Origin of the sequence: Bacillus sp. FSL K6-1338 (assembly GCF_038006965.1) — a bacterium.
GTDB lineage: Bacteria > Bacillota > Bacilli > Bacillales > Bacillaceae_G > Bacillus_A > Bacillus_A thuringiensis_S.
The window spans coordinates 310,609-326,619 of the sequence record NZ_JBBOWI010000001.1 but is presented as its reverse complement, the minus strand read 5'-3'; the positions used below and the strand labels follow the sequence as shown (position 1 = coordinate 326,619).

The window sequence follows — 16,011 nt, the reverse complement described above, 5'->3', positions numbered from 1 at the left end:
TTTTGCAACTATCATACCATAGTTGCTATACAAACATTTTTCCACTTTTGACAGTTAATCAAACGTTTGTTTAAACGATTTTGTCTCATTTAAACAAACGTTTGATTAACCTAGAAAAACACCCATGTACGGGTGTTTTTCTGCTTAATCTTTAAAAGTCACTACTATTATCGCTTATTAATCTCTTCAAGTAAGATTTTGTTAACAAGCGGTGGATTTGCTTGTCCTTTTGTAGCTTTCATAATTTGACCAACTAAGAACCCAATTGCACGGTCTTTACCGTTTTTAAAGTCTTCGATAGATTGCCCATTATTATCAAGAATTTCTGTTACAACTTTACGAAGTGTACCCTCGTCAGAAATTTGAACAAGACCTTTCGCTTTAACGATTTCTTCTGGGTCTCCACCTTTTTCGATTAATTCATTAAATACTTTCTTCGCAATTTTAGAAGAAATTGTACCTTTTTCAATTAATTGAACCATTTTAGATAAACCAGCAGGCGTTAATGCAACGTCTTTTAATTCTTTTTGTTGTTTGTTTAAGTATGCAAGTACTTCACCCATTAACCAGTTCGATGTTAATTTCGCATCAGCACCGTCTGCAACAGTCGCTTCAAAGAAATCAGACATTTCTTTCGTTAATGTTAATACGTGTGCATCATAAGCTGGTAAGCCAATTTCTGCAACGTAGCGAGCTTTACGCGCATCTGGAAGTTCTGGAATAGAAGCTCGAACTGCTTCTTTCCACTCATCGTCGATGTAAAGTTCAACTAAGTCTGGCTCCGGGAAGTAACGGTAATCGTCAGATCCTTCTTTCACACGCATTAAGATTGTTTTCTTCGTTGCTTCATCATAACGACGTGTTTCTTGTTGGATGATACCACCAGATAACAGTTCTTTTTCTTGGCGCACTTGCTCGTGCTCAAGACCTTTTTGTACGTAAGTGAATGAGTTTAAGTTTTTCAGTTCCGCTTTTGTACCAAACTTCTCTTGTCCAACTGGACGAAGAGAAATGTTCGCATCACAACGCAGAGAACCTTCTTCCATCTTACAATCAGATACACCAGTATATTGAATGATTGATTTTAACTTCTCTAAGTATGCATATGCTTCTTCTGGCGTACGCATATCTGGCTCAGATACGATCTCGATTAAAGGCATACCTTGACGGTTGTAGTCTACTAATGAACCATCAGCTGTATGCGTTGATTTACCAGCATCTTCTTCTAAATGAAGACGTGTAATACCGATACGTTTCTTTTTACCGTCTACTTCGATTTCAATCCAACCATTTTCACCAATTGGCTTATCAAATTGAGAAATTTGGTAAGCTTTCGGATTATCTGGATAGAAATAGTTTTTACGGTCGAACTTCGTTTCCGTTGCGATCTCACAGTTTAATGCCATTGCAGCTTTCATTGCAAAGTTAACTGCTTCTTTATTTAAAGTAGGAAGTACCCCTGGGTATCCTAAGTCAATTACACTTGTTTGTGTATTTGGCTCCGCTCCGAATTCTGTTGGACTCGCAGAGAAAATTTTCGAATTTGTTTTTAACTCAACGTGAACCTCTAAACCAATAATTGTTTCTAAATTCATCTATGCTCGCCTCCTTACAGACTTGCTTTTTTTGTATGATAGTCTGTTGCTTGCTCAAACGCATGTGCAACGCGGTAAATTGTCGCTTCATCGAAGTGTTTACCAATGATTTGTAGACCAAGTGGCATGTTGTTAGCACCGAATCCACATGGAACTGAAATCGCTGGAACACCCGCTAAGTTTACTGGGATTGTTAAAATGTCATTTGCATACATTGTCATTGGGTCGTCAACTTTTTCTCCAACTTTAAATGCCGGAGTTGGTGTTGTTGGTCCAATAATAACATCATAGTTAGCAAATACATTTTCAAAGTCATTTTTAATTAATGTACGTACTTGTTGTGCTTTTTTGTAATATGCATCATAGTAACCAGAGCTAAGGGCAAATGTACCAAGCATAATACGACGTTTAACTTCATCACCGAAACCTTCACTACGTGTGTTTTTGTAAAGATCTAATAAGTTATTTACATTATCAGAACGAACACCGTAACGCACGCCATCAAAGCGTGAAAGGTTAGCAGATGCTTCAGAAGAAGATAATAAGTAATACGTTGCTAGAGCGTATTTAGAGTGCGGAAGAGATACTTCCTCCCAAGTTGCGCCCATACCTTCTAATACTTTTAAAGCAGCTAGTACTGACTCACGAGCTTCTTCGCCAACACCTTCGCCTAAGTATTCTTTCGGTACAGCAATGCGTAAACCTTTAACATCGCCTGTTAAACCAGCTAAATAGTTTCCAACTTCAACATTTGCAGAAGTTGCATCCATGCGGTCAATACCTGAAATAGCTTGTAATAAGTATGCATTGTCTTCTACTGTACGTGTAATCGGTCCGATTTGGTCAAGTGAAGATGCGAATGCTACTAATCCGTAACGAGATACGCGTCCGTAAGTTGGTTTTAAACCTACAACACCGCAATATGCAGCCGGCTGACGGATAGAACCACCCGTATCAGAACCTAGAGAGAATAGTACTTCTCCCGCTGCTACAGCTGCTGCAGAACCACCACTAGATCCGCCCGGAACGTAATCTAAGTTCCATGGGTTTTTCGTAGCGTAGAATCCTGAGTTTTCATTTGAAGAACCCATTGCAAACTCGTCCATGTTTAATTTACCGATTGTAATCGTGTCAGCAGCTTTTAGCTTTTGCACAACTGTCGCATCATAAATTGGATCGAAGTTTGCTAACATTTTACTCGCACAAGTTGTACGAAGACCGTTAGTTACAATGTTATCTTTTACACCAATTGGCATACCGAATAATAAACCATTATCTTCAGCGCCGATTTTTGCATCTAATTCTTTCGCTTTTGCGCGTGCATTTTCTTCATCTAATGTAAGAAAAGCTTTTACGTTATCTTCAACATCCGCAATACGTTTGTAAGATTCTTCTACTAAATCCGTAACGGAAATTTCTTTGTTGTTTAATTTCTTATGTAACTCTGATACTGAATGATCAAATAATGACATCGAAATTCCCCTCCTCTATTCTAATACTGCTGGAACACGGATTTGATTATCTTTGTGATCCGGTGCATTTTTTAATACTTCTTCGACTGGTAAACCTTTTTCTGGTACATCTTCACGCATAACATTTTTCATAGTTAATACATGAGTTGTTGGTTTTACATCTGTTGTATCTAATTCATTTAACTGTTCTGCAAATGTAACAATTGCATCTAGTTGTTTTTGAAATTTTTCAGCTTCTTGATCAGTAATTGCAAGACGTGCTAAATGTGCTACGTGCTTTACATTCTCAACGGAAATTCTTGACACGGCTAGGCCACCTCCATAATATATCGTTCAATCTACAATACTATTGATGATACCAAATTTTCAGTACTTCAAGCAAGTCAACACACGGCACTTACGCCATTTTTACATAAAAAAAGAAAGGCAAATGCCTTTCTTTACAATTTACTCTTTATCTAACGGTTTATTTTTCGGAAATCTCTCGTTATCTTCTTCATTATCACGAATTGTTTTTTGTAACACAAAACAAGACATCGTTAAAAATAGTGTTCCAATTAAATAGTATCCTTTTACACTAAGCGTTTCATCTAACGTATAAATCCCAATTAGCATACCTGAAAGCGCACAAACAAATGAAGTCCATGCTAAAAATGTGAACGCTTGCGTATTACGTCTTCTCATCGTTCTCCCCCTCGTTAGCTGTATACCCATTATAGATAAGTATATTTACCATGATGGATTTTTATGTAAATTCTAGTTTTATATTTATAAATCTATCATAAAAGAATACTATTTTAAAGGAAGTTTTCTGTCTAATCTGAAAAAAACAATCTAAACAATTGGTTTTTCAGATTACCTTACTGTTCGCTATCTACTTTCATTCATAAAAAAAGACCAGGAAAACTCCTGGTCCATTACTCTACTTAACAAACATTGGATTCTACGTTATACAAAATTGGAAGGTACAGAATTAGGGTTCGTTTGTTAAGTAGATTATATGTTGAACGAACTAACAGCGGAGGGGTTCCTTCTGTTAGTCCATTAAACCCAATCATTATTTTACGATTTTTTCAAGCTCCTCAAGTGAAAGGTCAACTGAAATTGAACCATCATTTGTTTCTTTCTTAATTGCATCTGTTACTTCTTTTGAATGATATAATTCAATTACTTTTTTCAGTGTTGGATCATCTTTATCTTTCGTACGAGCTGCGAAAATATTAATATAAGGCTTCGCATTTTCATTCTTTGGATCTTCTAAGAAAATAGGATCCTTCGCTGGATCTAATCCAGCTTGACCAGCAACACCGTTATTAATAACTGAAGCTGCTACATCTTTTAATACACGAGGTGTTTGCTGTGCGATAACCGGCGTGATTTTTAATTTCTTCGGATTTTCAGCAATGCCGCTTGGATCTCCAAATAAGCCAAAATCTTTTTTAAGCTTTAATAATCCAGCTGCATCAAGAAGTTTTAATGCACGTGCTTGGTTCGTTGGATCGTTTGGAATTGCAATTTCTGAACCATCTGGGATTTCATTTGCTTTCTTATATTTTTCAGAGTATAAACCCATTGGTGCAATTTGCGTTGTACCAACAGCTGTAATATCTAACTTATGCTCTTTTTTAAATTGCTCTAAGAAAGCAATATGCTGGAATGAGTTTAATTCAATATCTCCATCAGCTAACGCTTTATTTGGCGTTGTGTAATCAGAGAACTCAATCAGTTTAACTTTAATCCCTTCTTTTTCAGCTTTTTTCTTCAAAATTTCCCAAGCGTCTCCATCCGTTCCAGTTACACCGACGCGAACTACTTTTTCTTTCGCTCCTGCACCCGTGTCTCCACTTGAGCAGCCGCTTAATGCTGAGATTCCTACAATCGCTGATAATGCAAATGCTAAAATTTTCTTCATTTTCTTTTCCTCTCTTCCTTTTTATGATCTGCGTAACAAGACTTTCGCAAAGTAGTTTCCTAAATTTTGAGCTATCTGTACGAGAATAATAAGTAAAACAACCGTTACGAACATAACCGATGTATCAAAACGTTGATAACCATATGTCATTGCCAAGTCACCAAGACCGCCACCACCGACAAGCCCAGCAACTGCAGAAAATTCAATTAAACCAACTGTCATAAACGTGACACCTAAGATTAATGGTGCTAACGCTTCTGGTACAAGGATTTCAAAAACGATTCTAATTGGCGAGGCGCCCATTGCTTGCGCTGCTTCAATTACTCCTTTCGGAACGGAAACAAGATTTGTTTCAACCATTCTAGCAATACCAATTGATGCGACTAACGTCATCGGGAAAATTGCCGCTGCTGTTCCAATCGTCGTTCCAATAACGCTTCTTGTTAGTGGGCTTAAAGCTACTAAAAAGATAATGAATGGTACCGGACGAATTGTATTAATTATGATGTTAAGAATAGAAAAGACCCATTTATTTTCTAAAAAGTTTCCTTTTCTCGTTACATATAAAAGTAAACCTAGAGGTATACCCAGAATTGTAGCGAATATAAGTGTTACAATTACCATTAAGAGGGTATCTCCCGTCGCATCTAGTATGCGCGGCCAAAATATACTCCAATCAACTCGCATGAGCTTCTACCTCCTTCAGCTGCACTTGCAGTCTTAGATGTTGTAATGCTTTTTGAATTTCCCTCTGCTCACCTTGCAATTCTACAAGCAGATTTCCAAATAGCACATTTTGAAGTTCAATAATATTTCCGTACAGTACATTTACATCAACGTTATAGTTTTTTGCAATATATGATAGTACCGGCTGTCCTGTCTCCTCACCAGTAAATGTTAGACGATAAATTTGACCACCATTTTGAATTTTCGCTAGAACACTTTCTGGTAAATGATCATTAATAACAGAACGTACAAAGTTTTGAGTCGTCTTTGTTTTTGGTTGCGTGAAAACATCAAACAGTTTTCCTTCTTCAATAACTTTTCCCTTCTCCATTACAGCTACACGGTGACAAATTTCTTTCACAACATGCATTTCATGTGTAATAAGAAGAATTGTTAAATTGTATTCTCGATTTACTTTCTTTAATAAGTTTAGAATTTCTGTCGTCGTTTCTGGATCTAAGGCTGATGTTGCCTCATCACATATAAGAATATCTGGCGATGTCGCAAGTGCTCTAGCAATACCAACACGCTGCTTTTGTCCCCCTGATAGCTGTTCTGGATAATAGTTTGCTTTATCTTCTAACCCTACAAACCTCAGCAGTTCATTCACTCGTTCCTTTATCTCGTTCTTTGGCAATTTCGCTAACTTTAATGGATAAGCAATATTCCCAAACACTGTTCTTGAATTAAATAAATTAAAGCTTTGAAAAATCATTCCGATTCTTTGTCTTAGTTTGCGTAATTCTTTCGTCGATAATGATGTAATATCTTTATCATCTATTGAAATCGTTCCTGCCGTCGGTCTCTCTAACATATTTACTAAGCGTAATAATGTACTCTTTCCAGCTCCACTAAAACCGATAATGCCAAAAATTTCGCCTTTCTCAACTGATAATGTTACATCCTCCACCGCATGAACAAATTGCCCAGCTGATTCATACACTTTACTTACATTGTTAAAAGAAATCATTTTTCCCCCTCCTATATGCTGTAAAAACTTAAAGTAGAGCTTTCGAGGTAAAATAAAAAGTGCCCTCCTTCTTATCAACCATAAAGATAAGAAGGAGAGCACTTATATGTACTCGTTCACATCTTCTCATCTTCCAAGCCTTTATATGGCTTGCTGGAGTTAGCACGGTATTAAAAAACCCGTTGCTGAGGTATCGTAGGGCCAGTCCCTCCACCTCTCTGGATAAGAATGTATCGATTTAATTGTCGTTTAATTAATTCTCATTATAGAACTCAGAATAATAAGAGTCAATACATTTTTTAGAAAAATATTAATTATTCCTTTATTAAAATTTTCAGATGAATATTCATCTGAAAAATAGTAACTTTCAAGGTTATTTAAAATTCTTCTTCCTCATATTTTTAAACAGGAGAATCCTCTCTACAAATTGAATAAATTTATTTGAATATGAAACTCGGAGGAAGATAAATATATGAAAACAGCTCTTTTACTCGTCGATATTCAAAACGATTATTTTCCAAATGGAAAGATGGAATTGCGTAATCCAGTAGAAGCAAGCGAATATACTAATCAGTTATTACAACACTTTAGAACAAACAGCGAACCTATTTTTCATATCCAACACGTAGCTATAAAAGATGACGCTACTTTTTTCCTACCTAATACAGAAGGTGTACATATTCATGAAAGCGTACGTCCACTTAGAGAAGAAACAGTTATAGTCAAACATTATCCAAATAGCTTCCGAGAAACTAATCTTCTAGAGCAATTAAAACGTTTAAATATTGAACATGTCGTTGTATGCGGGATGATGACTCATATGTGTATCGATGCAACAGTAAGGGCTGCATTCGATTTTGGCTTTCAATGTACCGTTATACATGACGCTTGTGCTACAAAAGACCTTTCTTTTAAGAACGCTACTATACCAGCTGTTTATATTCACAATACAATTTTAGCTAGTTTAAATGGCGTATATGCAAATGTAATAAGCACGCAAGAATTTTTAGCTACATAAAAAAACACTCCTTTCAGTGAGCAAAACTGAAAGGAGTGTTCCTTGTCGAACCATAGATTTTCTTTCAAATTGTATTATACAGGAAATTCTCAAAATGAATACTAAAAAATATGACTAATAAGTCAACTTTTCTCATCATTTTATTTCTGTTCACATGTTTATCACGCTATTAATAGGTTTTAGCTCATTCCCTTCGAACGATGGTAATATATAGGATTTCAATTTTAAAAGGAGCTCTTCACATTCTGTGAAGAGCTCCTCTACTATTTCTTATAAAGTTTCAGAAGTAGTTTTTGCTTGCATGTGAAGTGCTAAGTAATCAGGTCCACCAGCTTTAGAGTCTGTACCAGACATGTTAAAGCCACCGAATGGTTGGTAACCTACGATTGCACCAGTACATCCACGGTTGAAGTATAAGTTACCAACGTGGAAGTCTTCGCGTGCTTTTTCAATATGGTCACGGTTGTTAGTAATAACAGCACCTGTTAAACCGTATTCCGTATTGTTTGCAATTGCAAGTGCATGATCGAAGTCTTTCGCTTTACAGAATGCTACTACTGGTCCGAAGATTTCTTCTTTCATTAAGCGAGCATCTTCTGCAACGTCAGCAACGATTGTTGGTTGGATGAACCAGCCTTTAGAATCGTCTCCTTCGCCACCTGCTAAGATTCTACCTTCTTCTTTACCAATTGCAACATAGCTCATTACTTTATCAAATGCAGCTTGGTCATTAACAGGACCCATGTTTGTACCTAATACTGCTGGGTTAGCAACTGTTAATTCTTTCGTTAATTCAACAGCACGATTTAATACGTGATCGTATACATCTTCATGGATTACTGCACGAGAACATGCAGAACATTTTTGTCCTGAGAATCCGAATGCTGATGCAACGATAGACTTAGCTGCTAATTCAAGATCTGCTTCTTTATCAACAACGATTGTATCTTTACCGCCCATTTCAGCGATAACACGTTTTAACCAAATTTGTCCTGGGTTTACTTTCGCTGCACGCTCATAGATACGGATACCTACATCACGAGATCCCGTGAAGCTTACGAAACGTGTACGAGGATGATCTACTAAGTAGTCACCAACTTCAGAACCGTTACCTGGAACGAAGTTTACTACGCCAGCTGGTAAGCCAGCTTCTTCTAATACTTCCATAAATTTCGCTGCTACTACAGGAGTTGTACTAGCTGGTTTTAGTAATACTGTGTTACCAGAAACTAAAGCAGCTGTTGTCATACCTGCCATAATTGCGAATGGGAAGTTCCAAGGAGAAATGATAACACCTACTCCTAATGGAATGTAAGAGAAACGATTATATTCAATTGGACGGCTTTCTACTGGAATACCGTCTTTTAATTTTAACATTTGACGACCATAATATTCCATAAAGTCGATTGCTTCTGCTGTATCAGCATCTGCCTCATTCCATGGCTTACCTGCTTCTTTTACAAGAATAGCAGAGAATTCATGTTTTCTGCGACGAACGATTGCTGCAGCACGGAATAAAATGTCTGCACGCATTTCTGGCTTTGATTTTCTCCAAGTTTGGAATGTTTCATCCGCTACTTGCATTGCTTTTTCAGCTAACTCACGGCTTGCTTTTGAAACACGACCAACAAGTTCCTCTTTATTTGCAGGGTTTACAGAAACAATTTTGTCTTCTGTAGTGATTTTTTCTCCCCCAATAATTAATGGATAGTCTTGTCCAAGATAAGATTCTACTTTCTTTAAACCTTCTTCAAACGCTAATTTGTTAGCCTCCACTGAAAAATCTGTAAATGGCTCATGTTTGTATGCTACTACCATTTTTTTTAGCCTCCCCTTAGAAAAACGTTTACATTTTACAACATTATTCTACACGATAATTTAGATTTATTCAAATATTCCTAGACTTATATTTTAAAAATTAATAAATTTTTAAAATATAATAAAAAAAAGAGATTCATACATGCGTATGAATCTACAAAATATGAGTATATTCCAAAACATTTTTCCCGATCAATAATATAGTAACTAATAAAAATAAAGTTCTTACATATCCAACACCTTTTTGAACCGCAAACTTCGATCCAAAATAAGCACCTAAGATCATTGATAATCCCATGATAATACCGTATTCAAAATGAATTATGTCTAAAAATAAAAAAGTAATTAAAGATACAATATTACTAACAAAGTTCAAAAGTTTTCCAGATGCTGCCGCTTGAATAAAATCCAAGCCAATTAATAAAAATGCAAAAATTAAAAACGACCCTGTCCCTGGTCCAAAAAATCCATCATAAAATCCTATCATTAAAATAGCAAAGAAAAATATTAATGTTTTTCTTTGCGTCATCTTCTTATAGGTAGACACACTTCCCCAATTCTTTTTTGCAATAATATAAATAGCAATAAATACCAACATTACAAGTACTAATGGGCGTAAAATATCCGATGGAATAAATTTTACTACTAAAGCGCCTGCAACAGCTCCAACAATAGTTAACGGGATTAACTTTCCTACAATTTTAAAATCAACTTTTCCTGATCGAATGAAATACATCGCACTCGTAAACGTCCCCATCGTTGCCGCTAATTTATTCGTTGCAATTGCCGAAGCTGGCGATAAGCCAACAAACATAAGCGCCGGAAGCGAAATTAACCCTCCTCCTCCAACAACCGAATCAATAAAAGCTGCTAAAAAACCGAATGCAATTAATAAAATAATGACTTGAAAACTTAATTCTTCCATGAGCTTTACCCCTTACCCCTATTATTTACAACATTTTAAATTATAACAAAATTGCATAAGAAAAAAAGCTGTTCCTTAGAGGAACAGCCTTCATATTTAATCTAAAATTTTCACAAGTGGTTCATCTTGTTTTGCTTCACGTATAATAATGGCTTCTGGGCGTTCTACAGATTTAATTGTTACTTGTACTTTCATATAATTCGGGAAGTATTCCATAACAAGCCCTGCCACATATTGTGTAAAACCAACTATTTCAGCTTTTCCATTAAATTGGACAGGAATATCAAGCTTCATTTCTCTTAATTCATCATCTCTATACATACCCGTACCAATAACAGCTGTATAGTCGCCTTGGAAATAATCGCTTAGTTTTGCCTTAAAGTTGGATACTCTTGCAAGATCTTCACGTTTATTATCTGTTTTCGCTTGCTCTGATGGGAACAAATAATATTTTTCATTAATTTGTTTCCAATCTTCAACCGTTTCACTACCTTTTTCAACATTTGCATAAGAAACAAAATTACCTGGCACAAGTGACGCCTTCGGAGCCTGACGATAAATTGCAAATGTGATCGGAAGGTTTTTTGTTTCAGGATCTTTTTGATGCATAAACTTCAAGACTTCTTGCGCCATTTTTTTCCCTTCAGCTAACATTTTTTCATTCGAGATTGTAGCTTCACGCGGGTAACCATGTTCTTCATTATAATAATGCACTGAATTCATTGCTAATCCAACTACAATGCCGCTACGCTCATCTTTGTCGCCGTTTTTCACATAATAATCATGCTCTAAAATATTGGAAATATATATTGGATTTTTTTTGTTTTTTTCTTCTAGTATTTCGGATCCTTCACCTAAAGCTGGATTTAATCCTATGTTTGGAAATTTAACTGCATCTTTTTTTAATGTATCTTCTAGTTCTTTCTGTTCAGCATTTGTACGCTTTCTTTTAACAAGCATTTGTACATATTGAGCCTCTAGAGTATCTCCGCCTTTAAAGAAATGATCTTTCGTACTAAATGATTCCTTCGCAATACGCATTAATCCTGTTTCAAATTCATCTATATCAAGACGATTATTTACTCCTTGCACGACTAAACCACGTGCCTTTCCACCATAAAATGGAATAGTCGTCTTATAATATTCATCCGACATAGCGTATTTTGGGACAACTGATTGTTCTTTTGCTTTCCCCGATTTCTCAGACACTTTTTCATCTTTGTCGGCACCTGCACTACACCCACTTACAAGTAGGCCAAGGCTTAATACCGCTAATGCTATTTTTTTCATGGTAAGTTTGCACCTCTTACTTATTTAGCTCTTGTAAGAACCTCTCTTCATTCCAAACCTCAACATTATGTTTCTCCGCTTGTGCTAATTTCGAACCAGCCGATTCACCTGCAACAACCAAATCTGTACTCTTACTAACACTTCCTGTTACTTTTCCACCTAATGCCTCAATCTTCTTCTTCGCTTCACTTCGTCCCATAACTTCTAGCTTACCTGTTAAAACAACCGTTTTTCCTGCGAAGTAAGATTCAACATTTTGTAAATCTGCAATTTTTATACCTTTGTATGTCATATTCACGCCATACTCTTTAAACTGCTGTAATAACTCTAATACATCTTCATTATCAAAATATGTCACAACAGATTGAGCCATTTTTTCGCCAATTTCATTAATTGCTTTTAGTTCTTCTTCTGTTGCTTTTACAAGCTCATCCATCGTTTCAAAGTGCTCTGCAAATGTACGTGCTGCTTTCGCTCCAACGTGTCGAATTCCAAGACCAAATAATAATCGCTCTAACGAGTTTTCTTTAGAATTTTCAATTGCTTGTATTAAGTTTGTTGCTGATTTTTCACCAAAACGTTCTAACTGTAATAACTGCTCTTTCGTTAATGCATATAAATCAGCAAATGTACGAATATAATCTGCATCAAAAAGTTGTGTAATGACACGTTCTCCAAGCCCATCAATATTCATTGCATTTCTTGAAACGAAATGAATTAATCCTTCGCGAATTTGAGCTGGACAAGTTGGATTTATACATCGAAGTGCTACTTCTTCTTCTAAACGAACAAGTTCACTCTCACATGCTGGGCAATGCGTTGGCATGCGGTATTCTTCTTCTTCACCAGTACGCTTATCAAAAATAACGTTCACAACTTCAGGAATAATATCTCCAGCCTTCTTCACAACAACGTAGTCACCAATTCGAATGTCTTTTTCACGAATTAAATCTTCGTTATGTAAAGAAGCACGACGAACGATCGTACCAGCAACTCTCACTGGCTCTAGCTCTGCAGTCGGTGTTACAACCCCTGTTCGGCCAACACTTAATTCAATGCCTGTTAATCTCGTTACAACTTCTTCAGCCGGGAATTTATAAGCAATCGCCCATCTTGGACTCTTCGCTGTAGTTCCTAGACTTTCTTGAAGAGCAACATCATCTACTTTTATAACGATTCCATCAATCTCATAATCAAGATGCGGACGTTTTTCTTGCCATTCTTCTACATAAGCTATAACCTCTTCGATTGTTTCACATGTACGGCGATTTGGATTTGTCTTAAATCCGAGTTCACCTAGGAAATCAAGCGATTCACTGTGCGATGGAATTGTTTTTTCTTCTACATTCGCAAGACCGTACACAAACATAGATAAGTTACGCTTCGCTGCAATTTTCGGATCAAGTTGACGTATTGAGCCTGCTGCCGCATTACGCGGATTCGCAAATACATCTTCTCCATTTTGCTCTTTTTCTTCATTTAGTTTAACAAATGAACGCTTCGGCATATAAGCTTCGCCTCGTGCTTCTAACGTTACTTCTTCATTTAAACGAAGTGGGATAGCTTTAATCGTTTTTAAATTTTGAGTAATATCTTCACCCGTTACACCATCACCACGTGTCGCCCCTTGAATGAAGCGTCCTTTTTCATAATGAAGCGAAACGGCAAGCCCGTCAATTTTTAATTCACATATATATCTTACATTCGCATCATCAATTCCTTGACGTACTCTTCTGTCGAAATCACGTAAATCTCCTTCGTTAAATGCATTTCCTAAACTTAACATTGGTGACTTATGTGTTACTTTTTCGAATATATCAAGAATAGTTCCCCCAACGCGAACGGAGGGAGAATCCTCACTCATAAACTCTGGGTTCTCTGCTTCTAATTTTATAAGCTCCTGCATATTACGGTCATATTCCGCATCAGAAACAGAAGGATTGTCTAATACGTGATATTGATAATTAAATGTATTTAACAAATCACGCAGTTCTTCTATACGTTTTTTTGCTATCTCTTTTGACATATCCTCATTCCTTTCTATTGTTTCGTCACAGGTGCAAATTTTGCTAACAAACGTTTAACACCAATCGGGCTTGGGAAGGCAATATCTAATTCTTTTGCATCACCTTCACCTTTTACACTTACAACTGTACCGATTCCCCATTTTTGGTGGGAAGCTTTATCGCCTACTGCCCAGCCAATTTGCTCACCGCCTGTCGTCTTAGCTGCAGGACGCGCGAAAGCTGAACGAGAGCGTGTTGTGGTTGTCATTTTACTGCTACTTGCTGTTCTGCCTTTTGCACCAAACGAATTTTCACGCTTCGGCGCTGTTTCATTTAATGATTCCACTAGTTCTGTCGGGATTTCTGTAATGAAGCGAGACGCAGCGTTCATACTTGTTCTACCAAATAAAGTACGCATTTGCGCATTAGATAAATATAGCTCTTCTTCTGCACGAGTAATACCTACATAAGCAAGACGACGTTCTTCTTGCATTTCATCCTCTTCCATAAGAGAACGAGTATGAGGGAATATCCCTTCCTCTAAACCAACAATAAAGACAACCGGGAACTCTAATCCTTTCGCTGAGTGCATCGTCATTAAGATAACTTCTTCACCAGCAGTTGGGTCTTCATCTACACGATCAATATCAGCAACAAGTGCTAAATCTGTTAAGAATGCAACAAGACTCTTATCTTCGCTTTGAGATTCAAATGTTTGCGTAACAGATAAGAACTCGTCTAAGTTTTCTAAACGACCTTCCGCTTCTAAAGAACGCTCATTTTTCAACATATCGCGATAGCCTGTTTTTTCAATAACTTCTTCTACTAATTCTGTAACAGATAAATACTCTTGCATATTTACCCAGTTGTGTAATAAACTTGCGAATTCTTTTACTGCCTTTGTAATTTTTGCACTTACTCCAACATGCTCAATCTCATCAAATACAGCAGTTAATGAAATTCCGTTTTGCACACCATAATTAATAATTTTATCAATAGAAGTCGCACCAATACCACGCTTTGGCATGTTAATAATACGTGCAAAACTAATTTCATCATCTGGATTACCGATTAAACGTAAGTACGCCAAAATATCTTTAATCTCTTTACGGTCGTAGAACTTCGTACCCCCGACAATTTTGTACGGGATGTTAGATTTAAGGAAAATCTCCTCGACCATACGAGACTGAGCATTCGTACGATATAGTACTGCAAAATCAGTGTATTTTCGTTTCCCCATTTGAAGATCGTCACGAATTTTTTTCGCAACAAAATATGCTTCGTCCTTTTCAGTTGCAGCACGATAATACGAAATTTTGCTCCCAACTTGATTGTCCGTCCATAATTTCTTCGGTTTACGATTCGTATTTTTTTCAATAACAGCATTCGCTGCATTTAAAATATTTTGTGACGAACGATAGTTTTGTTCTAACAAAATTACTTGTGCATTCTCATAATCTTTTTCGAATGACAAAATGTTAGAAATATCTGCACCACGCCAGCGATAAATAGACTGGTCAGAGTCACCTACAACGCAAAGATTTTTAAAACGCGCTGCCAAATGTTTAACAAGAAGATATTGCGCTTTATTCGTATCTTGATACTCATCAACGTGAATATATTGGAACTTACGCTGATAAAACTCCAATACTTCTGGAACACGTTCAAATAGCTGAATCGTCGTCATAATTAAATCATCAAAGTCTAATGAATTATTTTTCAAAAGACGTTTTTGATACTCTGTGTATACATCGCTCGTTAATTTTTCATATGGATCAGCCATTGTAATTTTTTTTGCATATTTATCCGCAGATAACAGTTCATTTTTCGCATTACTAATACCCGCTAAAATAGAGCGCGGCTCAAATTTCTTCGGATCAATATTGCGCTCTTTCATAATTTTTTTGACTACCGTTAACTGATCACCTGAATCTAAGATTGTAAAGTTACGATTAATGCCAATACGATCGATATCACGTCGTAAAATACGTACACACATAGAGTGGAACGTCGAAATCCAAATATCTTCTGCTTCTGGTCCCACAAGTGTATCAATACGCTCGCGCATTTCACGAGCTGCTTTATTTGTGAAGGTAATAGCTAATACATTCCATGGTGCTACACCTTTTTCACCAAGCAAATACGCAATACGGTGTGTTAACACACGTGTTTTACCACTACCTGCACCTGCCATTAATAGAAGTGGTCCATTCGTTGTTTGTACCGCTTTTTGTTGCTGTGGATTTAAACCGTTTAATAACTTATCTGTCATACTCATA

12 protein-coding genes, 1 pseudogene and 1 riboswitch are annotated in these 16,011 nt (G+C 36.6%); of the genes and pseudogenes, 1 reads left to right on the top strand and 12 read right to left on the bottom strand.

What is annotated here, in order from left to right:
- Positions 1-167: 167 nt before the first annotated feature.
- The 7 genes from gatB to NZ044_RS01760 form a co-directional block, all read right to left on the bottom strand.
- Entirely contained in the window at positions 168-1,595 is a 1,428-nt protein-coding gene (gene gatB, locus NZ044_RS01790; protein WP_001047684.1) for an Asp-tRNA(Asn)/Glu-tRNA(Gln) amidotransferase subunit GatB, read from the bottom strand.
- 14 nt (positions 1,596-1,609) lie between these two features.
- A complete protein-coding gene (gene gatA / locus NZ044_RS01785; RefSeq protein ID WP_000051441.1) occupies positions 1,610-3,067 on the bottom strand; it encodes an Asp-tRNA(Asn)/Glu-tRNA(Gln) amidotransferase subunit GatA in 1,458 nt (485 codons plus the stop codon).
- Between the two features lie 15 nt (positions 3,068-3,082).
- Entirely contained in the window at positions 3,083-3,373 is a 291-nt protein-coding gene (gatC, locus tag NZ044_RS01780; RefSeq protein ID WP_000086999.1) for an Asp-tRNA(Asn)/Glu-tRNA(Gln) amidotransferase subunit GatC, read from the bottom strand.
- 141 nt (positions 3,374-3,514) lie between these two features.
- On the bottom strand, positions 3,515-3,751 hold the full coding sequence (locus NZ044_RS01775; protein ID WP_001254393.1) for a YiaA/YiaB family inner membrane protein: 237 nt from the start codon (positions 3,749-3,751) through the stop codon (positions 3,515-3,517).
- Between the two features lie 373 nt (positions 3,752-4,124).
- Entirely contained in the window at positions 4,125-4,979 is an 855-nt protein-coding gene (locus NZ044_RS01770) for a MetQ/NlpA family ABC transporter substrate-binding protein (RefSeq protein ID WP_000721588.1), read from the bottom strand.
- 21 nt (positions 4,980-5,000) lie between these two features.
- A complete protein-coding gene (locus NZ044_RS01765) occupies positions 5,001-5,666 on the bottom strand; it encodes a methionine ABC transporter permease (protein ID WP_001261865.1) in 666 nt (221 codons plus the stop codon).
- Positions 5,656-6,675, bottom strand: coding sequence for a methionine ABC transporter ATP-binding protein (locus tag NZ044_RS01760; protein ID WP_000622964.1), 1,020 nt, complete (start codon positions 6,673-6,675; stop codon positions 5,656-5,658). Before NZ044_RS01760 ends, NZ044_RS01765 begins: the two co-directional genes overlap by 11 nt.
- Before the next feature lie 123 nt (positions 6,676-6,798).
- Positions 6,799-6,904, bottom strand: a riboswitch (SAM riboswitch).
- 243 nt (positions 6,905-7,147) lie between these two features.
- On the opposite strand from NZ044_RS01760, the pseudogene NZ044_RS01755 reads away from it, so the two are divergent.
- A pseudogene (locus tag NZ044_RS01755) lies at positions 7,148-7,713 on the top strand (cysteine hydrolase family protein).
- A 250-nt stretch (positions 7,714-7,963) separates the two neighbouring features.
- Here NZ044_RS01755 and pruA read toward each other — a convergent pair.
- The 5 genes from pruA to pcrA form a co-directional block, all read right to left on the bottom strand.
- Positions 7,964-9,511 carry an L-glutamate gamma-semialdehyde dehydrogenase gene (gene pruA, locus NZ044_RS01750; RefSeq protein ID WP_000259555.1) on the bottom strand — a complete coding sequence of 516 codons (1,548 nt, stop codon included), beginning with the start codon at positions 9,509-9,511 and terminating at the stop codon, positions 7,964-7,966.
- A gap of 154 nt (positions 9,512-9,665) precedes the next feature.
- Positions 9,666-10,436, bottom strand: coding sequence for a TSUP family transporter (locus tag NZ044_RS01745; protein ID WP_000391975.1), 771 nt, complete (start codon positions 10,434-10,436; stop codon positions 9,666-9,668).
- Positions 10,437-10,532: 96 nt separating this feature from the next.
- Entirely contained in the window at positions 10,533-11,726 is a 1,194-nt protein-coding gene (locus NZ044_RS01740) for a CamS family sex pheromone protein (RefSeq protein WP_000717037.1), read from the bottom strand.
- 16 nt (positions 11,727-11,742) lie between these two features.
- On the bottom strand, positions 11,743-13,752 hold the full coding sequence (gene ligA / locus NZ044_RS01735; protein WP_000031434.1) for an NAD-dependent DNA ligase LigA: 2,010 nt from the start codon (positions 13,750-13,752) through the stop codon (positions 11,743-11,745).
- A 14-nt stretch (positions 13,753-13,766) separates the two neighbouring features.
- Entirely contained in the window at positions 13,767-16,010 is a 2,244-nt protein-coding gene (pcrA, locus tag NZ044_RS01730) for a DNA helicase PcrA (protein ID WP_002162946.1), read from the bottom strand.
- Between the last annotated feature and the right edge of the window lies 1 nt (position 16,011).

Bases quoted from the DNA above. Each gene is read 5' to 3' on its own strand.
- gatB (WP_001047684.1), bottom strand. From the start codon at position 1,595: ATGAATTTAGAAACAATTATTGGTTTAGAGGTTCACGTTGAGTTAAAA.
- gatA (WP_000051441.1), bottom strand. From the start codon at position 3,067: ATGTCATTATTTGATCATTCAGTATCAGAGTTACATAAGAAATTAAAC.
- NZ044_RS01775 (WP_001254393.1), bottom strand. From the start codon at position 3,751: ATGAGAAGACGTAATACGCAAGCGTTCACATTTTTAGCATGGACTTCA.
- NZ044_RS01770 (WP_000721588.1), bottom strand. From the start codon at position 4,979: ATGAAGAAAATTTTAGCATTTGCATTATCAGCGATTGTAGGAATCTCA.
- NZ044_RS01765 (WP_001261865.1), bottom strand. From the start codon at position 5,666: ATGCGAGTTGATTGGAGTATATTTTGGCCGCGCATACTAGATGCGACG.
- NZ044_RS01760 (WP_000622964.1), bottom strand. From the start codon at position 6,675: ATGATTTCTTTTAACAATGTAAGTAAAGTGTATGAATCAGCTGGGCAA.
- pruA (WP_000259555.1), bottom strand. From the start codon at position 9,511: ATGGTAGTAGCATACAAACATGAGCCATTTACAGATTTTTCAGTGGAG.
- NZ044_RS01745 (WP_000391975.1), bottom strand. From the start codon at position 10,436: ATGGAAGAATTAAGTTTTCAAGTCATTATTTTATTAATTGCATTCGGT.
- NZ044_RS01740 (WP_000717037.1), bottom strand. From the start codon at position 11,726: ATGAAAAAAATAGCATTAGCGGTATTAAGCCTTGGCCTACTTGTAAGT.
- ligA (WP_000031434.1), bottom strand. From the start codon at position 13,752: ATGTCAAAAGAGATAGCAAAAAAACGTATAGAAGAACTGCGTGATTTG.
- pcrA (WP_002162946.1), bottom strand. From the start codon at position 16,010: ATGAGTATGACAGATAAGTTATTAAACGGTTTAAATCCACAGCAACAA.